The sequence below is a fragment of the Paenibacillus agricola genome (assembly GCF_011440305.1).
GTDB classification, from domain to species: domain Bacteria; phylum Bacillota; class Bacilli; order Paenibacillales; family NBRC-103111; genus Paenibacillus_S; species Paenibacillus_S agricola.
The window spans coordinates 16,691-36,362 of sequence record NZ_JAAOIW010000002.1; the positions used below are offsets into that span (position 1 = coordinate 16,691).

The window sequence follows — 19,672 nt, forward strand, 5'->3', positions numbered from 1 at the left end:
ACATTTAATATAACACGTGTTATATAAGGGGATCAACATAAAAAAAACACCAGGATCGGCTCCTAGTGGCTTTAAAATCATATGTGTTTAAGCATGCATCAGTTGTTTAAATTGTTGGGTTGCGATGTGGTAACGAAGCTTATTCAAGTCACTTGTTGAGATCTTGTGCATCTCTGCTCCATAACGGATTGTTTTCTCCATTATATGAGCATATCGAACGATTACTTGCGGGCTGATGCATTCATCGTCACAGAAGATCTTCATATCATATACATGGTTCAATTTGATCGAGAAATCATTAACCTCGATGCCAATACCCATTTGACTAATATCCGAGATGCGGACTGCAGTAATTTTAAAATCATCGTTTAATGTAGCAAATGTATTTAATTTGAAGCTTTTGATCGTTACTTGCTCGTCACCAAAGCAATCGTCATATCCGTGTTCTGGTCGGGTTCCTATGTCAAATATTTCGGAATCTTTTGGGGCAAGAATGACCTTGTTGTTGGAAACATGCAACACTCTAGTTAGTTGGCGCCGTTGGAAATCAAAGCACAGCACCTTATCTCCACAGGTAAAATCAATGGGTGCTACGGTCTGAACTTCAATCATATCCGATTGATCGTATCCTATGCGTCCATGATATACTTTTCCTTTGTGTAATAATTGTATCTCTTTCATAAGATCGCCTCCACTTAAGCTATACACTTACTATACGTAAAATTGTTTTAAAAAGTTTGAGAATACTATTAGAAAACTGTTAGTTTTTTTAGCGAATTTGATCAAAACGTGTCGAATGCTGCTGAAATTCCCAAACAATATGTAGAAATGAGAAAAAGCCCCTCGAATTAACGAGGGACTTGTCAGTGATTGTCAGTTTATGTTTAATGGAATCCTGCTTTAGATGATTGGCTAATGCTCCATATGATCTTCCGGTTGCGCAGCTTTAACGGTTAATCCGCCATCGACCATCAGCAGATGCCCATTAATCTGCATCGCCTCATCAGAAGCCAAAAAGACGACAGCGTCCCCGATTTGCCTGGAGGTTCCTAAGCGCTTCATCGGGTTGGCCTCTACTTCTTTTGCACGAATTTCTGGATCGGCCAAGAAGTCCGTGCACATATCAGTGTCGACTGTGCTTGGCCCAACCGCATTCACATTAATATTATATTTACCAAGCTCAATCGCCATTCCTTTGGTTAACATATGTGCCGCTGCCTTGGACGATTGGTAATGCGGAATCACCGGGCTTGTAACCACAAGGCTTGCTGTAGAGAGCACATTAATAATTTTACCATAACGTTTCTCAACCATTGACTTGGCAGCCAATTGCGAGCATAGAAAAATCGACTTCACATTTGTAGCATAGGTGCGGTCCCATGTTTCTTCCGTCAGCTTCATAAAAGGCTCGAAGGGCGCGATTCCCGCGTTGTTAACCAAAATATCTACATCCCCCAGCTCCGCGCGAACCTGCTGGAACATCGCCTCTACTTGCTGACCGTTACCGACATCCGCCTGAACAACCATTGCTTTAACGCCTAAGGCTTCGATCTGTTCCTTAACCTTCTCCGCCAAAACCCGGGAGCGGTCCGATGTATAATTAACCGCTACATGAGCCCCTTCCTCCGCAAGGCGTAAGGCTACCGCTTCACCAATTCCGCGGCTGCCTCCCGTTACGAGGGCAACCTTATTTGCTAATCTTGCCACGGCTTTTGCCCTCCCTTATAGACTTGGTCCGATACGGTTAATGCTGAATTCGGTATGTCCGAGAATTTCGGCCTTGGTCAGCTTTCCGTTCGCTACCTCTTTAATTTCTTGCCAAATCGATTCTCCCGCATCTGCCAAGCTTAACGTTCCGAGCAGCATCTCGCCGACATCGATATCCATATTATCGTTCATTTTCTCAAACATCCGTGTGTTCCCGGTAATTTTGATTACCGGTACAACTGCTGAACCCGTTGGTGTACCACGTCCAGTTGTAAAGCAGACCAAGTGAGCGCCTGCAGCAGCCATCCCTGATACGCATTCGATATCGTTACCAGGCGAATCCATGAAGTAGAGACCATGCTTAGGGATCGCCTCCGCATATTCAATAATGCCTTTAATCGGTGCTGTGCCACATTTGCTGATACAGCCTAACGATTTCTCTTCAATCGTCGTTAACCCGCCGGCAATATTGCCTGGGCTTGGATTGCCACCGCGCATGTCGGCTCCCATACGTTCCACTTCTTTCTCGAAACGGTTGACGATCGTATAAAGCTGATCCGATATTTCTGGAGTTTCACAGCGGGATGCAAGTACATGCTCAGCCCCGATAATTTCGGTGGTTTCGCCAATGACGACTCCGCCGCCTGCTTGAATTAAGGAATCCGCAGCGACGCCTAGCGCAGGGTTAGAGGCGAGCCCTGAAGTTGCATCGGAGCCCCCACATTTCACGCCAATGATCAGCTCGCTGAATGGAATCGGCTCAGGCTGCATCTCATCCAGCTGCTTGCGCATTTTTTTGGCTAGCTCAACGCCATGCGTAATGGCCTTAACCGAGCCGCCGATCGATTGGATATCGAATACCTCAACCAACTTACCCGTTGCCCGAACGGCATCAGCCAGCTCCGTAGGATCGATAACCTCGCACCCTAGGCTTATAATAATAACGCCGCCCACATTGGGGTTTTTACCTGTGCCTGCCAGAATATCAAAGGTACGATCCTTATCTGCGCCGATTTGGCTGCATCCATGCTGATGCGGAATCGCCACCGTATCTGGTACCATCTGCATCACACGGCTGCACACTTGATTGGCACAAATAACAGTAGGAATAATAAGCAAATGGTTACGAATCCCTACCGTTCCATCCGCTCTTCTATATCCCATCATATGTTCCATTGTATTTCCTCCTAAGGTGTTGCTAGGTAACTGGGCAGCTTGTTTGGTAGCTTCGTAACTAACAGCGATATTCCGCTTAGGTTATTAAGCCTTAGATGCTTGGTCGCCGCGCCCACGAATACCCTCGACATTATGCACATGTACATGCTCACCGGCACGAATAAGCACTGTCGTCCTGCCAATAACCTCACCATATTTGCATATATCAGTACCTTGGGCAATATCTTGAAGCGCCAGCTTATGACCGAACCCGATGGCATCGACAAGTGTAACCTCACGAACCTGGTCCAAGACACGATAGGCGACCTTTTGCCCTTGCTCCAAATCTTTAATTGCTGTGGCGACATGATCCCTCGGATCCATCACCAAAGCGTCAGCGCCTTCCTCAATTTGATGCTCTGCCATTGTACGCATCCTTTCAGTATGTTCATGACCTATCACAGAGAGCCTTACAATTAGCTTTGCACGTTAAGCTTGCTCGGCTACCATCCGGTTGGTCAAAGAGCCCAGCTTTTCCACTTCAATCGTTACTACATCGCCGTCTTTCAAATACACCTGCTGATCCACTGGCAAGCCCAGTACTACACCCTCAGGCGTTCCTGTAAGAATGATATCTCCCGGTACCAGCGTCATATGCTGGGAAATATAGCTAACGATTTCATCACAATGGAAGATCATATCCGAAGTATTTGAATTCTGGCGTTGCTCACCATTAACAAGCGTACGAATGCCCAAATTGTTAGGGTCGCCCACTTCATCAGCTGTTACCAGGTAAGGACCAAGCGGACTAAAACCGTCAAGGCTTTTGCCTAGCAGCCATTGCTGGGTACGCATCTGTAAATCACGAGCAGATAAATCGTTGACATTGCAATAGCCGAATACGTGGCTCAAAGCATCCTCTTTGGACACATACTTGGCTGTTTTGCCGATAACGATAACCAATTCAGCTTCGTAATCGACCTTGCTTGTTACTCTTACCGGAAGTGGCACATCAGCACCATGGCTAGTAATCGTATTGTTAAATTTGTTAAAAAGAATCGGATATTGCGGAATCGCTGCATTCGTTTCTTCCGCATGCTTACGATAATTTAGGCCTACACAAATGATTTTGTTTGGATGGGTCACGCAGGGCCCCAAGGTCAATTCTGACTCAACCAGCACATGTGCGCTTGGACCTCTATCTGCAGCAGACAGCACTTGGTCTACATAAGCTCCAAGGATCGTAACCGCATCAATGCCTCCATCAATGACCTCATGGATTGTTTGTGGAATCTGCTGCCCTTCTAGTGCCGGAATAGCTTCCAGCGCAGCGGCAATATGTACAACGCCTTGTTCGGTTTTAACACCCAGTTGTAGTTGGCCTTCTTCAATAAAAGTAAGTAATTTCATAATATGATATCCTCCATATAAATAAATTTTGTCGAAGCTTTAGTCTGTCGAACATTTAGCATGTTGAGCCTTCCGTGCTATTAAACAGCATTTCGTAAAGCTATTAAGCATTTTTCCCGAAAACAACGCCACCATCAATATAAAGTGGAGAACCCATCATAAAACGGGACTCATCGGAAGCAAGGAATAAAGCTGCCTTAGCAACATCCTCGGGCCTGCCCAAGTCACCGCTTAGCTGGCGTTTCTTCAGGGATTCAATGGCTTCCTCAGGATCATCGTAGGAGGTACGCAAATAATTTTCCACAAAAGGCGTCAGGATCGTACCAGGAAGCAAAGCGTTAACACGGATTTGGTAAGGGGCATAATCCACCTGCATCGACTTCGTTAGCGCCAATACGGCACCTTTGGTTGCCGAATACGAAGCACGGCGTGCCAGCCCAATTTCGGCTATGCAGGAGGACATATTAATAATGGAGCCCTCTCGGCGTTCCATCATATATGGCAATACATATTTACTCGGCAAAAAAACACCGCGAATATTAATTTTAATAACACGATCCCAATCGTCAGGCTCCACCTCATGGATAGCCCCGATTCCGCTGACACCCGCGTTGTTAAATAATACGTCGATCCGGCCATAGGCTGCAATCGCCTGGTCAACCATCGCTTTTACAGACTCAGGGTCAGTCGTATCGGCTTGGATAAACAAAGCCTTTCCACCCGCCTGTTCGATTTGCTCCACGGTTTCACGTCCGCCGTCTTCTACCAGGTCATTAACGATAACCGTTGCTCCCTCGCTGGCAAAAAGAAGCGCAGAGCTTCGGCCGATTCCAGAGCCCGAACCAGTGATTAGCGTAATTTTATCCTGTAATCTCACTAGTCATCCATTCCTCTCGATTTAATTTGGCTATGCTTATACAGATACTTACACGGAGCTTTGTGATAGCCTTGCAGCCAATGCACATATTTCCTTTTGTGCCAGCTCCTTTTTCTGTTCCCATTCATGCTGAAACATTGAGCAGCTAATCGCCGCTACAACTTTGCCTTGCATGTCCCTGACCGGTGCAGCCACGCAGCAAAAGCCCATCACAGCTTCCTGTAGATCATAAGCGACGCCTTCTGTCCGTGATAGCTCCAGCTGGACGATTAGGTCACTGCGGTTTTTCAGCGTGTATGGTGTCGGACAAGGCGAGAGCTCCTCCAGCGGAAATAGGCTTTCGATTGCTGATACCTCAAGCTCAGCCAGCAGCGCCTTGCCTAATGCCGTAACATGAGCTGGCAGCTTCATACCCGGCTCAGAGGCCAAACGAACGGGAGAAGGCATTTCTTCCTTCGCCAGATAAAGCACCTCATGCCGATCCAAGCTGGCTAATTGAATCGTTTCTTGAATCGTATGCTTCGTAATGGCTGCTTCCTTACGAAAACGTTCTATCAAGCTAAATTGCTTGAAAAAAGCGTTTCCAATGAAACCGAGCTTTGATCCCAAGGAATAAGTTCCTTGCGCCTCCCGCACGACCCATTCTAATTGCTCCATCGTATTAAGTATGGAAAACATGGAGCTTTTGTTAATGCCCAGCTGCTTCGATAAGTCAATGAGCTTCAGCTTGGAGGGCTGCCCGGAAATGACCAGAAGAACATCGTTGGCTTTTTCCAAAGCCGGTACCCAGTACTTTTTATCCATAGTCCCTCCCAAGATGAGGATTTCAAATATTTCGATAAAACCTCGGTTTATTATAGTAAACTAAGGTTTTGTATATTCTACTTTTTCATCGTACCATCGACTAAATCGCCTGTCAACGGGTAGATGCATAATTAGAGAAATAACCTCAAAAAGCCCGAGCAGCATCAGCATGCCGCCCGGACTTTTAATAAGATTTTTATGATACCTTAAAGCCAAGAATCGTAATATCGTCACGCTGGGGCTCTTCCCCCATATATTCTTGAAGCTGCCGACGGAATAAGGCCTCTTGCTCCTCCAGCGGCAAGACATGAAATTGCTCGATTAATTGGATCAGCTTTTGCCTCCCAAAGGATACATTTTTGGCGCCACCATTTTGGTCCAGATATCCATCAGTTGTGATATAGAATGAATCTCCGGCACTAACCATCAGCTCCGTATTCTTGAAAACAAACTGATTATCTGTTCGAATGGAGCCAATGCTTTTACGATCCCCTTTAATGATGAGCAGTTCCTGGTCATTTTTCTTGAATAGCGAGGTTTTTGCGCCCGCAAAGGTCAACTGGCTGCCACCGATAAAGCATAGACCGATGTCCAAGCCATCATCTAGCATCAAGTCTCCGCCTTGCTCACGGTGCAAGGTTTCTTTAACCAGTCGGTTCATCGATTGCAGGATAGAGGCTGGGTCAATCAACGCATCGGTTTCGGCAATCCGGTTTAAGATCGATATGGAAACCATTGTCATAAACGCACCTGGCACACCATGCCCTGTGCAATCACCAACAGCAAGCAGGTATCCATCCTTCGTTTGCTTCATCCAATAGAAATCGCCACCCACCACATCACGAGGCTCCCACAGCAGGAAATGCTCCGGCAGCAAATCCTCGATTTTATCGCGTGAAGGCAGGATCGATTCCTGAATACGCTTCGCATAATCGATACTATCGGTGAGCTTTTGCTTTTGCTCCGAAATAAGCTTGGTTCGCTCTTGGACCGCTTGCTCCAGCTGCTTATTCAGCTCCACGGCTCTTTTGTAAGGATTAGCGAGATTGCGTGTTACAAAGAAAAACATAAAGATCATCGCAAGAATAAACACCAAGGAAGCAACGACCGTATTGAGCTTAATCGTATCCAGAAAAGCAACGGACTCACTTCGCCTCATTTGGAATAGTAACTTCCAATCCGTCGATTTCAAAGGATAGCTGATCAGATCCATTTGCTTGCCTTCTTGGTCCTCATAATCCAGCACAACTGGCTTTGCAAGGCCACTGTCCGTCTCATTAAGCTGCCCCAGCATTTGCTCAAAGGCTTCCTCAGGTACAAAACTTGATATCATGGCTCCAATATCTTCTACACGGTCAGACAAGTAAATCTTCCCGCTTTTATCGACCAGCCATACATTGCTATTAGCTCCATACTTGTAATTGGTGAAATTATTAGCCAGCTCTTTGAGGCTAAGTCCAATACCCGCAACGCCTACAGGTGATTCAACATCGCCAACAAGTACATTGACAAATACAAAAGTATCCCTTCGCGAATCATTATAATCAATATTGAGGGCCATGCGCTTTTGGGAAGCAAATGAATCGTAGAACCATTTGTCTGCAGGGTTGGTTTGTGATAGAATCTTGCTCATTTGTTTGCCTTCAATCCAATAGCTGCCGGTCATTCTGCTGGCTATGAAGCCATTGCTATAATCGAAGCCTTTGGCTAGATTATCCAGCTTCTGCAATACATGGGCTCCCGCTATCTGGTCTTTTTCACCCGATGCCAACCACTCGATAAGCTCAGGATCCATTGCCATTGTCAACGATGACTCCTGCGCCCGCTGAAGGCGCCCATCTATTTTGGAAGCAATCGATTCGGCGATCCTCACCAAATCCTTGCTTTTCAGCTTATTCACAACTTCCTTCTCGGCAATGATATACACCATAGTGCCTGCCAAAACGATAGAAAGTACAATGATCAAGCTTGCTATCAAAATAACCTTCATCAGATTTTGGTCTTTTCCACTCATCGTCATTTCTCCTAAGCTTGCTCCTGAATAAGCATGGCAGGTAAAGTAAAATAAAAGGTGCAGCCTTGATTTTTCACGCTTTGAACGCCAATATGCCCGTCATGCTGCTGGACGATTTCTTTGGCTATAGCTAGCCCAAGACCCGTTCCTGGCGTTGTACTATTCTTCGCTTTAATCGCCCTATAGAAACGGTCAAATACATAGGGCAATGATTCCTCGTCAATGCCTTGGCCGGAATCGCTGACCTTGAAGGTTACCTTACAAGGCAAAGAACCTACTAATAATAGCTGTTCTTCCCCCAACTCGAACAATCCATCAGAATGGATCTCACCATGGATCTTGATGATGCCTCCAGGAGGTGTATACCGAAAGGCATTGTTCACAAAATTATCCATTACCTGCTCAATACGCTTCAAGTCCATCGAGATGGATACATACCGGTTTCTTGGTATATTTTCTTGAAAATCCTCGACGCTAAACCGATAACCACGATCTGTTGCCTCCAGTTCAAACCTGCTTTTCATCAAATCCAACAGCTGCTCTAGCGGATATTCAGAAAATTGAAAGGCGGCTTTACTGGCTTCAAGCTTAGAAAGCTCGAATAAATCGTCCACTAGGTCATTAACAAGCAGCACCTTGCTATAGATCATCTGCAAATGCGGTTCACCAGGCTCAATAACACCGTCCAGCATCGCCTTAACATACCCTTGGACCGATGTCATCGGTGTCCCAATTTCGTGGGAAATATCACTCATCAGCTTGCGCCGCGATCTCTCAATTTGTTGCAAGTCGTCGTTTATTTGACGAACTTCATCTTCGTGCCGCTTAATATTTTTACTCTGTATATCGCTAATTTTGAATATCTTGGCGGTTAGCTTAATGAGCCGCTCGTAGTCGGTCACAAGCCGCTTGAATTTGGGTAACAGTTCATTATCCTGATAATGCACATTTTCCAACGTTTGACGGGATTCTTCCAGAACCTTCCATTCATTCCCAAACAGATTCTCTTGATCCATCGTCAGGTTTAGACCTCTTTCTGTGCAATAATTTGAAAAGGCAGGTCAAGGTCTTCTTGAAACTCTTCTGCACATTCGATCTCACTATCGTTATCCTCGCTGCAAAACCAGGTTAAGTTCAGGTTTTTACCATCATGGTAAGCTTTGTTGAATTTTTCTAACATCATCATGATGCATTTAGAGCTGCTTGTATTGATATAGGGAAGGCAGAAATGGATCTCCACCTTTTCATCCCCCACACTTTGCAAATAAGTATCCACCCATTGAAGAATGGGCTCATAAAACTTAAATGAATTTTCGGGATACGATTGCCCCCGGACGGACAATTCGTGATTAGCTGGGTTGAAAATAATTTCGGGTGTGCTTCTTGTCGCCTCTAGTTGCAATACTTCTAACATTAAATCACCTGCTTTCTATACGGTTGCTTTTAGTGTGAAAAACGAGAAGCCTGCATCTAGTTCTGTAATTGTATACTCCATAGGCTGTTTAACCTTCCTGGCGATATCGATCAAGCCAAGACCAGCACCTGGTCCTTCCATTGAAGCCACTTCCTGCTTCCGCTTAATTTTGTACATTTTTTTCAATTCTTCTTTATCCATCTGATTAACCTGCTCCAGAACCGCAACTAACTTTTGCACATCCTGGTTTTCCACCTGATTACCGGAGCAGACATAATTGCCAGTTTCAGTCTTGCCAATCGTTACTATGCAGGAATCGGAAATGCGATCGCTGTATTCAGCATTTTCTTTTGATGAACAGTAGTTTTTGATGTTCTGGGTCTGCTCGATAAATATCGAAAATAAATTGAAGATCGCATTTTGCGGGCGCTCCTCGGTTTCCAAATATTTTTTGACAGCCTCACCAAGCTCTTCAATAATGCTTTGCGTAAACTTTCCTGAGAAGGTGATCAATAAGCTGTTTTCACGCAATAAAGTCTGCAGCTCTAATAATTTATCGTTCATAGTTTGGTTACACCTCTTAACATTATGATTTGGGCTTTAGATTTTGGGAAGATAAGAATTAAATTTATAACCGATCCCCCTTATATTGTGAATATATTTAAATTGTGCCACAGGGGTCTCTAGCTTTTTGCGTAAGCTGCTAATATGTACCATTACCGTTCGGGTATCCGAGATGCTATCCGCTCCCCAAATATTCTGGTAAAGCTCATCCAAGGAAAATACTTGATCTGGCTGCCGTGCCAAAAAGATAAGAAGCTGCACTTCCTTGGCGGATAAGGGAACATGTATCCCATCAACATGCACCTGGAAATTAACGAGATCGACAGTCAAGCCGTCAAAAGCAAGAATGCGTAATTCATCCTTCTTCGCAGGAACTGCCCCTCTTCGAAAAATCGGTGCCCTTCTTAGGTTAGCCTGCACGCGCGCTACCATGACCTCCGGGTCAAAAGGCTTTGTTATATAATCGTCAGCCCCCATCTTAAGGCCCTCAACGATATCATCAGAATCTTTATTACAGCTAATAAAAACAATCGGAACATTCGATACCTCGCGAATTTCCTTGCATACGGTAAATCCGTCCATGCCATCCAAATTAATATCCAACAAAATCAATGCGGGGCTGTGTTTCTCAAATTGAGTCAAAGCTTCCTCCCCTGCTCCAGCTAGAACGACGTCAAAACCTTGGTTACGCAGGTAGAGCTCGATCAAGCCGCTAATCTCCGGATCATCTTCTACTAGCAGTATTAACTCGCCTGACAAATGAATTCACCCCTTCAATGCGGATACATCCTGTAGTTTCATCTGCAAGTTCATATTATGCTAAAATCTACACTGTCTTTATTATACTTCAGACAAGCATGTCATTTGAACTGTTTTTTAAAAAGATATTGTCAGGATTTAGCGAATTTGAAAATGCTGTGAAGCAAAAACGAGGGAAGCTTAAATAGTGGTATACCAAAAAAAAAAAGCCGGGGACATCAGTTTCCTGAAATCTCCCGGCGGATTAACCTATCTATTGGAGCTTTTGTTTCAGCAAAGCTACGATGGAGCTTACCGCTTCAGCCCGCGTTGTGCATTGATGATGACTGGATAGGCTCGAGCCCTTCACCTGCCACAAGACCAATAAAAATAAACCAAGCTTCTCTCTGGATGCTTGGTTTATTGGGCTTTACAAATACTACTTGATGATCACTGCGTATACCTTACCTGGACCATGAATCCCTATGGTCAAGTCATTTTCGATATCCGCGCTGCGGCTAGGGCCTGTAATCAGGTTTAAAGACGAAGGATATTGGCCTGCTTCCAGCTTGCCATCGGTTACATGCTTGAACGCTTCACCCATACGTGTAACCAGTTGGTCCGCACGAAAGACAGCAAACAGAATATCCGTGAGCAAGCTGACGGAACGGCCATTTTCCGGCGAGCATTGCAGCACCAGTGTGCTAGTATTGGCCACCGCGTAATCAGGCCAGATGATGCCCAGCTCACAGCGCTCGGTGCGCTGCAGCAGCTTGCTGCGTTGTGACCAATTGGTCGGTGCTGGCATCATATCGTTAGCGTGCACAGGCGGCAATTCAACTGGGCCTGCAGCAGCCGTAGCTTCAAGCTTGCTTGGGTCGATGTGGTTCGCTTCAATCGGCGCAACCTCATCGTCACCTGTTGAAGCCGCTGCGCCTGATGCAGCTGGGGAATCGGTGCCCGCAGCAGCCGCAGCGACACTTGCCGCAAGCGAGCTTGCCTCAGCTTGAACGTCAGGCTCGATGGACCAAGGCACCACTTCAACTCCGGCAGCAGCTAATGCTGCGTCTAGGCCCAGTGCCACTAGGCCCTCATGCTGCCAACGAGCTGCTTTCGTGACTTGCAGCTCTTCCGCGATTTGCTGGAGCCAAGCTCCAATCTGCTCTTCAGCCTCCCCAGCTTCCACGATCAGAACCTTACCCGTTAACGCAGTCCAGTTGTCGGTAAATAGCTGGATTTTCTCCTCTGTTGAGCGCTCAATCTCTTTATAAAACTCAGGCGCTCCACGGTACGGATGCTCAGGCGGCGAGGCATCCAGCGCCTTGCGCCCTAAGCGCGACGATATATTAGCTATAAATGCATCGCGGCCACGAATGGCTCCAGGATTAATGCTCATTGTGATCACCCTTTTTCTCAGTAGCTTGGGACGGAGCAGCCGATGAAGCTTGCGCTGCTGTTGTACCGTCAGCCGACGCTTTCATCTCTTGCTGGAGCTTATTCCAGCGGTCACGGAAGGATTCCTTCGGCTTCATCGGGAAGAAGCGCGACTGCGTCCATCCGGCCATCGGCCCCGGTCCTTTCTTAATGAAGCCTTTACTTAAGAAAGGCTTCTGCAAATAGTAGGCGGAATTCATCGCCACTTTATATAGCTTGGCGTTCCCAAACACGGTTTGGAACGTCTTGAAGGCGAATCGCTCAGCGATGGGGGTCAGCCCCATCTTGACCTTGCGGTTGCGAAGCTGCACCAGCATATCGTGCAGCGGAATCTTGACGGGGCATGCCTCATAGCAGGCCCCGCAGAGGCTGGAAGCGTAGGCGAGCTCGCCTGCTTCCTTCATGTCCTGCTGCAGCAACGGTGTCAGCACGGCGCCAATCGGACCGCTGTAAACGCTGCCGTACGTATGCCCGCCAACATGGCGGTATACCGGGCATACGTTTAGACAGGCTGCGCAGCGGATACAGTTCAAGACCTCTTGAAACACCGGATCGCCCAGTTGCTCGGATCGCCCGTTGTCAAGCACGATCAAGTGCAGCTCCTCCGGTCCGTCGAGCTCCCCTTCGCGCCGCGGGCCTGTAATCATCGACGTGTAGGTCGTCAGCTTCTGGCCGGTTGCGCTTCGCGCCAGCAGGTTCAGCACGACCTCTAGGTCGTCGAAGGTCGGCACCAACCGCTCCATCCCCATGATAACCACATGGGACTTCGGAATCGTGCTGACCATCCGCCCGTTTCCTTCATTCGATACCAGTGTGATCGAGCCTGATTCTGCGACTCCGAAGTTACAGCCTGTCAGTCCGATGTCGGCTTCGAGGAAATAATTGCGCAGCCGCTGCCTGGCAAAGTCAGCGAGCACCCGCGTTTCCGGAGGAAAGCTTTCGCCGGATTCCTCGTTGAACAGGTCGGCAATTTGCTGCTTATTTTTGTGGATAGCGGGAATAATCAGATGTGACGGCGTTTCCTTCGCCAGCTGTAAAATATATTCGCCCAAATCGGTCTCAATCGCTTCGATCCCATGCTCCTCCAAATGATGGTTGAGGTGAATCTCCTCGGATACCATCGATTTGCCTTTGGCTACCAGCTTCGCTTTGCGCTTATTGGCCAGCTCCATGAACGTCTGCACCGCTTCATCTGCTGTCTTGCAAAAATAAACATGCCCGCCTGCCTTGGCCACGTTGTCCGTAAACTGCGTCAAATAATAATCAAGATTGTCGATAACATGGGTACGGATTAACCGGCCGCGCTCACGCCACTGCTCCCAATCACCAAAGTCATCGGTTGCTTTGAGCTTGCCCGCCTTCAGCTTATCCGTTGTAAAAGCAACCGCCTTGCGCAGGAAATCATCGGCAAGCGCTTCCTCTGTCCGTTGCTTTAGCCCGGTTCCAATTAACGCTTTAGTGTCGACCTGACTCACTGCGCTTCACCCCTTCCTCTAGCAATTGCGCCAAATGCATAACGCGAATCGGCTTATTGTCTTTATTCAAAGCACCACCAATATTCATCAGACAGCCCATGTCGGTTCCAACTAGAACCTCCGCGTTTGTCGAGCATACATTACCTGCCTTCTCGCATACCATGGCCTCGGACATATCAGCCATTTTCACGGCGAAGGTACCGCCAAAGCCGCAGCAATCCTCTTTTTTGGGCAGATTGATCAATTCAAGCCCCTGCACATTGGCAAGTAATGCTCCGGGCTCTTCCTTAACCCCTAGCAGGCGCATCGCATGGCAGGAGGGATGGTATGTCACTTTGCTGTCAAAGCTTGCACCAACATCTGTAACTCCAAGCACGCCAACTAAAAATTGCGAAAACTCATACGTTTTCTCCACTAGCTGCTCGGCTCTTTGCAGCCATTCCGGTTCTTCCGCAAAAAGCTGTGGATAGTAGTGGTGGACCATACCTGTACAGGAGCCTGAAGGAGAAACCACATAATCGCTATGCTCAAACGCACGAATTAAGCCACGCGCGACCTCTCTCGCTTCATCTTGGTAGCCGCTGTTGAAGGCAGGTTGTCCACAGCAGGTTTGCTGCTCAGGGAAATCTACCTCGCAGCCATAACGGCTTAAGAGCCTGACTACGCTTTCACCAACCTCTGGATACAGCTGGTCAGCCAAACAAGTAATAAATAAGGATACCTTCATTGGGATACCTACCTTTTTAGTAATAGCTTTTTGTAATAGCTTGATTTTTGGGATTTAGATTATTTCTTCGATTTATTTTATACTTATCAGGTTATCAGATAAGTTGGATTTTTGGAAGTCTTTTTTTCCTGAAGAGCGGAAAAAAATAAGGGTATTGAGCAAGCCCACCCTTTCTCCGATGGTTTGCACAGGTAGTGAGGTGCTGCTAAGCAACAAACTATCCTGCCGAATTCGTCGGTAAGTTATGTATTCGGTAATGCTGCTCCCCGCTTCCTTGCGAAAATCCTAGACACATGCAGCAGGAGAACTAAGTTACAGACATGCAAAGACCACTGTTTATGTTAAATAAACAGTGGTCTTTATTGAGAATTACTTTTCACTTTATTCTTGAGCTCCATTCATTACCTTACATCATTAGAACATCTTCAGAATTGATATCATCCGATCATACATAATTGTTAAGGTTTCAAATTTTTTAATCATCAATTTTTAATCATTACATGGTTTCAAATTGTTGGTCACTTGACCGTTAAGTACTTTTGTTAGAGGTTGAGTTCCCACATGCTTCGATTGTTCCTTTAATTAAGCATGCTTCGCTAACCTACGTCATTGGACTATCCCCTCTCTGCCTCAGATCGAATTTATGGCTTAAGTTCAACTTCTTTAAGGTTAAACTTTGACGACAAGTGTTACGCTAGGGTTGGATTCCCACATGCCCCGAATGCTTCGGATCATTGAGCATGCTTCGCTAACCTACGTCATTGGACTATCCCCTCTCTGCCTTAGATCCTTTTCGCATTACTGAGATGGTGCATAATTTCAATGGTTTTCGATTGTACATTTTACATATAAGTTCAACTTTTTCAAGGTTAAACTTCGACTTCGCATCTTGACTTTGGGACTAAAGTTCAACTCCTTCAAGGTTAAACTCTAACGACAAGTGTTAAGCTAGGGTTGGATTCCCACATGCCCCGAATGCTTCGGATCATTGAGCATGCTTCGCTAACCTACGTCATTGGACTATCCCCTTTCCTTGCATTTTTTTCATTTTACATATAATTGACTTCCAGTACTAGGGTTTTGATATGCCCTAGACCGAAACTTGTAAACGAATGAAGGTTTGAAGAGTAGCTTGTGTTTGTTGTAGTTTAGTGTGCTTCTATTCTTTTGTTGTTAGTGTGTTGCTGTTCTTTTGTTAATTTCATATTAAGCTATTATTGTAATATTGTAAATATTCAGATAATTCTGTAAATCGTCTTGATAGCCCATACATTGGGATTAGCTATGCTTATACTTCATATTCCATACTATTACTCCCGTTTACTAACTATATGCCTAAACAGTTTTAATTATGAGAATCAGGCGGTTATTTTTTTAAAAATTTCAGCAGTACCTTTTCGACATGGAACAAATGCTTACGCATCGCTTCTTGGGCGGCATGAACGTCCTTGTCGCGGATTGCCTCGTAAATTGCTTTATGCTCCTCCCACAGCTGCTTGGATACCGTTTTATTGGCATACATCTGTAAGCGCCTCGTCTCGCGAATCGCTGTTTGCATCTGTGTGGAAATCGAATCGATCATCCGAGCCATGATTGAATTATGTGCTGCCTGGGCCAATGTCAAATGGAAAAGGATGTCCGAACGCTCGCCTTCCAACTCATCACCCAAAAATTGCTCCATATTTCGCAAAATCTCCGAGAACTTGGCAAGATCCTCTTCATTGCGCTTCTCAGCGGCTAAGGCTGCATTGGAAATTTCCAGCGCCTGCCGCGCTTCAATGAGCTCGATAACGGTCTCGCGGTTCATTAGCAGCGCGTCGAACACCGGCAAGTCCACATCCTGCGATTCAATGCTTCGCACATAGCTGCCTTCGCCTTGATGGATTTCAACCAAGCCCATTGCCTTTAAAGCGCTTAACGCCTCTCTTAACGTGGACCTGCCTACCTGAAACCTTTCGGAAAGCTCTTTGGCTGAAGGCAGCTTTTCTCCCGGCTGTAGCTGTCCGCTGACGATTTGCTCCTTGATCTGGTCCGCAATGACTTCATATATTTTTCGTGAAGAAACCTTTTGAATTTCCAAGCATGACGCCCCTCTTCTTCTATTATATAGTTCTTGCCTAATTATATGAGCTTGCCTGCCCATTTCGAGGATTATGCTATTTTTGAGAATTGTGCTATTACGACGCTGGAATTTATTAAACATAGCTCTGGGACGATTCCCGAAATGACCCTGGCGTTATACCAACGGTTTTACGAAATAGCCGAATAAAATAATTGTAATCAGTAATACCGACTTGTGCCGCTATTTCCTGCACAGGTATTGTACTATGCACTAGCAACCGCTTCGCCTCCTCCATCCGCAGCAGATGAAAATATTGCAACGGGCTCATGCCCGTATGCTTCTTGAGGCAGCGCGCCGCATAATCGAAATCAAAATGAAGCTGGCTTGCCAGATTCTGAGCATGGAAAGGATGGCTCAGATGCTCTCGCAAATACAGCTTGACCTGCTCTGCTATCGCATAGGAGCGCGTTGAGCGGCGGCTTGCCCGCAAGCTTGCCTGCAATTGGCTTAGCAAACGCCCCATGGCTACCTGCAGGTCTACGGCATGCTCCAAGGTTAAGCTATCTCGCAGCTTCAGTATATCTTCTAAAGTAGAGATAAGCGGATTCAGGTCAATCGCCCCATACTTGGGTAAATATAAAGCCTGCTCCGATGGATGCAGGTCACTGTCTGATCCTTTACGTACCATAGAGGACCAAGGAATATCCTTCTCCTGCATTCGTGCTACAGGCCGGCCATGGTTAAAATGCACCCAATAAACCGCGGTTGGCTCTGTGCAGGGTGAATAGCCGCAGTGGGTGTGGCCCGGCTCCAGCAGCAGCATTTCCCCGCCTTTGACCTCATAGGGAATACCATCCTCTGTTATATAAAGTGTCCCCGTGCCTACAATTAACATATCATAGACTTCGAAATTGCGCTCATAATGCTGCATGCCCGGCTTCCAGACCGAATAGCCTGCTGTTAAAAATTGCGGAAGCGGAGGTATGCGGAGTTGCAAAATTTCCATTGCATGCTCTCCCCTGTCTCAGTATGTATTGCCTTTGTTTCTAAGTTTAACGCATACAGAGCCGGGAAACAATTATTTTTAGTCGAAACTGTGCTATAAATAGTCGTTTGGATAACTATTTCCTTTTACCGAATAACGGTATAGTTTTCATGGGCTGTTCTCTTGCTCAGCGATTCTACCATTTGAATTAAGGAGTGTGCTATTCATGCGTTTTCGCCAGGTTCATTTAGACTTTCACACCTCAGAAATGATTCCTCATATCGGCAAGCAGTTTTCCAAGCAGCAATTTCAGGCTATGCTCCAAAAAGGGCATGTGGATTCCATAACCATTTTCTCCAAATGCCATCACGGCTGGGCCTACCATCCTACTGTCGAAAATGAAATGCACCCCGGTCTGGATTTCGATTTGCTCGGTGCCATGATTGAGGCTGCCCATGAGATTGATGTCAAAACACCTGTTTATTTATCAGCCGGACTCGATGAAAAGCTAGCACGCCGCCATCCCGAATGGCTGATCCGCGATATTAACGACAATACGAACTGGCTGGATGGCTTTATGAAGCCAGGCTACCACCAATTCTGCTTTAACTCGCCTTACCTCGATATTCTGGTGCGACAGGTGGAAGAGGTGGTCCGCAATTATAATGGGGATGGCATCTTTCTCGATATTGTGGGTGTCCGCAAATGCTACTGCCACAATTGTGTAAGCGCTCTCCGCTCAGAGGGAAGTGATCCGCGTGATCTCACAGCCGTTATTGCCTTGGGCGAAAAAACATATGCCAACTACACACGGCGCATTCGTGAAGCGATTGATGGCATCCGCCCAGGCTTACCTGTGTTCCACAATGGAGGCCATATTCGCCGTGGGCGTCGGGATTTATCAACGATGAACTCCCATCTGGAGCTGGAATCGCTGCCTACCGGCGGCTGGGGCTACGACCACTTCCCGCTCTCGGCGCGTTACGCACAGGGGCTTGGTATGGATTATTTGGGGATGACCGGCAAATTCCATACCACCTGGGGCGAATTCGGCGGCTATAAGCATCCTAATGCGCTCCGCTATGAAACCGCGCTCAGCATCGCCAATGGCGCCCGCTGCTCGATTGGCGACCAGCTACATCCTGAAGGCTTGATGGATCCAGCCACCTATGAGTTGATTGGGCTTGCTTATAGTGAAGTCGAGCGTAAGCAAGCATGGTGCACGAATGTTACCAACATAGCTGATGTGGCCTTGCTGTCTGTTGAAGCTATCGCTTCCTTAAAGGAAGAGAAGCGGGAGGAACGCGCGGGCTCAAGCGATGCAGGCGCGATACGCATGCTGCTCGAGGGCAAAATTTTATTTGATGTAGTAGATCTGGAGAGCGATTATACTCCCTATCGTGTATTGATCCTGCCCGATGAAATTTCGGTCGGTGCCACGCTACAAGCGAAGCTGGATGCTTATTTGGCCCAAGGCGGCAAGGTGCTGGCTACGGGCCGCTCTGGGTTGAATGAAGCGGGCGATGCTTTTGCCATTGAGCTTGGCGTAGCTTGGGAGGAGCCGAACCCTTTTAAGCCCGACTATTTCCGCCCCAGCTTCGAGCTTGCCAACCTGCCCAGCGCCTCATTTATTTTCTATGGAGATGGACAACGCGTCAGTTTGACAAGCGGAACGGAGCTTGGCAAGCGCGAAAATCCTTATTTTAACCGTGATGTCTTTACATTTTGCTCACACCAGCATACACCAAGTGCTGGACAGTATGGCGGGCCCGGTATGGTTCAAAGCGCTAATGGCATCTATTTGGCCTGGAATGTTTTTGCCGATTATGCGACTAAAGGCAGCTTGGCTTTGAAGGAATGTGTATTGGCTGCCTTAGAGCTTCTGCTGCCCGGCAAAACCCTGCGCACCAATCTTCCTGCCCAAGGCATTGTGACGCTGATGGAGCAGCCGGGGGAGCAGCGGTATATTAACCATTTGCTATATGCCTCTCCTGTTAAACGGGGCAATGGTGTTGAAGTGATCGAGGATATTTTGCCCATTTATGATACCCAAGTAACGCTTGCGCTAGGTAAAACTGTGAAAAACGTTTACTTGGCTCCCCAGATGGAGCCATTACCGTTCGAGATAGGCGAAGCAGGTTCGGTCAGCTACACCTTGCCTAAGCTTATATGTCATCAAATGGTTGTGCTTGAGGTGTGATGGTTGGATAAGGTGATAAGGTGACGGTTTGACTCTCCCCTTTAGGCTGTGTAGTATAGAACTGGAATATAAAGCTAGAATGGATACAACATAGCTATTAAGGAGA

Annotated in this window: 19 protein-coding genes; 2 read left to right on the forward strand and 17 right to left on the reverse strand. The window is 46.7% G+C overall.

The window, feature by feature from the left end; genetic code table 11:
* Positions 1 to 87 precede the first annotated feature (87 nt).
* From G9U52_RS04580 to G9U52_RS04635, 12 genes are all read right to left on the reverse strand, one after another.
* Positions 88 to 681 carry a PilZ domain-containing protein gene (locus G9U52_RS04580; RefSeq protein WP_166146773.1) on the reverse strand — a complete coding sequence of 198 codons (594 nt, stop codon included), beginning with the start codon at positions 679 to 681 and terminating at the stop codon, positions 88 to 90.
* Between the two features lie 231 nt (positions 682 to 912).
* Positions 913 to 1,707, reverse strand: coding sequence for an SDR family NAD(P)-dependent oxidoreductase (locus G9U52_RS04585; protein ID WP_166146775.1), 795 nt, complete (start codon positions 1,705 to 1,707; stop codon positions 913 to 915).
* Positions 1,708 to 1,722: 15 nt separating this feature from the next.
* Entirely contained in the window at positions 1,723 to 2,883 is a 1,161-nt protein-coding gene (locus G9U52_RS04590) for a UxaA family hydrolase (protein WP_166146777.1), read from the reverse strand.
* 84 nt (positions 2,884 to 2,967) lie between these two features.
* Positions 2,968 to 3,288, reverse strand: coding sequence for a UxaA family hydrolase (locus tag G9U52_RS04595; protein ID WP_166146779.1), 321 nt, complete (start codon positions 3,286 to 3,288; stop codon positions 2,968 to 2,970).
* Positions 3,289 to 3,351: 63 nt separating this feature from the next.
* The gene (locus G9U52_RS04600; RefSeq protein WP_166146781.1) at positions 3,352 to 4,272 is read right to left on the reverse strand and encodes a fumarylacetoacetate hydrolase family protein; all 921 of its coding nucleotides are present in this window, start codon (positions 4,270 to 4,272) and stop codon (positions 3,352 to 3,354) included.
* A 103-nt stretch (positions 4,273 to 4,375) separates the two neighbouring features.
* The gene (locus G9U52_RS04605) at positions 4,376 to 5,149 is read right to left on the reverse strand and encodes an SDR family NAD(P)-dependent oxidoreductase (protein WP_166146783.1); all 774 of its coding nucleotides are present in this window, start codon (positions 5,147 to 5,149) and stop codon (positions 4,376 to 4,378) included.
* Positions 5,150 to 5,197: 48 nt separating this feature from the next.
* The gene (locus G9U52_RS04610; protein ID WP_166146785.1) at positions 5,198 to 5,953 is read right to left on the reverse strand and encodes an IclR family transcriptional regulator; all 756 of its coding nucleotides are present in this window, start codon (positions 5,951 to 5,953) and stop codon (positions 5,198 to 5,200) included.
* 196 nt (positions 5,954 to 6,149) lie between these two features.
* A complete protein-coding gene (locus tag G9U52_RS04615) occupies positions 6,150 to 7,967 on the reverse strand; it encodes a SpoIIE family protein phosphatase (RefSeq protein WP_207952809.1) in 1,818 nt (605 codons plus the stop codon).
* 11 nt (positions 7,968 to 7,978) lie between these two features.
* On the reverse strand, positions 7,979 to 8,983 hold the full coding sequence (locus tag G9U52_RS40785; protein ID WP_279538551.1) for a sensor histidine kinase: 1,005 nt from the start codon (positions 8,981 to 8,983) through the stop codon (positions 7,979 to 7,981).
* 8 nt (positions 8,984 to 8,991) lie between these two features.
* On the reverse strand, positions 8,992 to 9,381 hold the full coding sequence (locus G9U52_RS04625) for a DUF1987 domain-containing protein (protein WP_166146789.1): 390 nt from the start codon (positions 9,379 to 9,381) through the stop codon (positions 8,992 to 8,994).
* A 15-nt stretch (positions 9,382 to 9,396) separates the two neighbouring features.
* Positions 9,397 to 9,945 carry a SiaB family protein kinase gene (locus G9U52_RS04630; protein WP_166146791.1) on the reverse strand — a complete coding sequence of 183 codons (549 nt, stop codon included), beginning with the start codon at positions 9,943 to 9,945 and terminating at the stop codon, positions 9,397 to 9,399.
* Between the two features lie 36 nt (positions 9,946 to 9,981).
* Positions 9,982 to 10,704, reverse strand: coding sequence for a response regulator transcription factor (locus tag G9U52_RS04635; protein WP_166146793.1), 723 nt, complete (start codon positions 10,702 to 10,704; stop codon positions 9,982 to 9,984).
* A 187-nt stretch (positions 10,705 to 10,891) separates the two neighbouring features.
* Between G9U52_RS04635 and G9U52_RS04640 the strand changes: the two genes are divergently transcribed.
* Positions 10,892 to 11,038 carry a hypothetical protein gene (locus tag G9U52_RS04640; RefSeq protein ID WP_166146795.1) on the forward strand — a complete coding sequence of 49 codons (147 nt, stop codon included), beginning with the start codon at positions 10,892 to 10,894 and terminating at the stop codon, positions 11,036 to 11,038.
* An 84-nt stretch (positions 11,039 to 11,122) separates the two neighbouring features.
* On the opposite strand, the gene G9U52_RS39765 is transcribed toward G9U52_RS04640, so the two are convergent.
* The 5 genes from G9U52_RS39765 to G9U52_RS04665 all read right to left on the reverse strand — a co-directional run bounded on the left by G9U52_RS39765 (position 11,123) and on the right by G9U52_RS04665 (position 17,387).
* Positions 11,123 to 12,079: a LutC/YkgG family protein gene (locus tag G9U52_RS39765; protein ID WP_243767149.1), complete on the reverse strand. Its 957-nt coding sequence runs from the start codon at positions 12,077 to 12,079 to the stop codon at positions 11,123 to 11,125.
* Positions 12,069 to 13,592, reverse strand: coding sequence for a LutB/LldF family L-lactate oxidation iron-sulfur protein (locus G9U52_RS04650; RefSeq protein ID WP_311764806.1), 1,524 nt, complete (start codon positions 13,590 to 13,592; stop codon positions 12,069 to 12,071). Before G9U52_RS04650 ends, G9U52_RS39765 begins: the two co-directional genes overlap by 11 nt.
* Complete coding sequence (locus G9U52_RS04655; protein WP_166146797.1) at positions 13,573 to 14,319, reverse strand: (Fe-S)-binding protein; 747 nt, start codon at positions 14,317 to 14,319, stop codon at positions 13,573 to 13,575. The genes G9U52_RS04650 and G9U52_RS04655 overlap by 20 nt, the downstream gene beginning before the upstream one ends.
* A gap of 1,366 nt (positions 14,320 to 15,685) precedes the next feature.
* Entirely contained in the window at positions 15,686 to 16,399 is a 714-nt protein-coding gene (locus tag G9U52_RS04660; protein WP_166146799.1) for a FadR/GntR family transcriptional regulator, read from the reverse strand.
* Between the two features lie 115 nt (positions 16,400 to 16,514).
* Positions 16,515 to 17,387, reverse strand: coding sequence for a helix-turn-helix transcriptional regulator (locus G9U52_RS04665; RefSeq protein ID WP_166146801.1), 873 nt, complete (start codon positions 17,385 to 17,387; stop codon positions 16,515 to 16,517).
* A 205-nt stretch (positions 17,388 to 17,592) separates the two neighbouring features.
* On the opposite strand from G9U52_RS04665, the gene G9U52_RS04670 reads away from it, so the two are divergent.
* Positions 17,593 to 19,566: an alpha-amylase family protein gene (locus tag G9U52_RS04670; protein WP_166146803.1), complete on the forward strand. Its 1,974-nt coding sequence runs from the start codon at positions 17,593 to 17,595 to the stop codon at positions 19,564 to 19,566.
* Positions 19,567 to 19,672 lie beyond the last annotated feature (106 nt).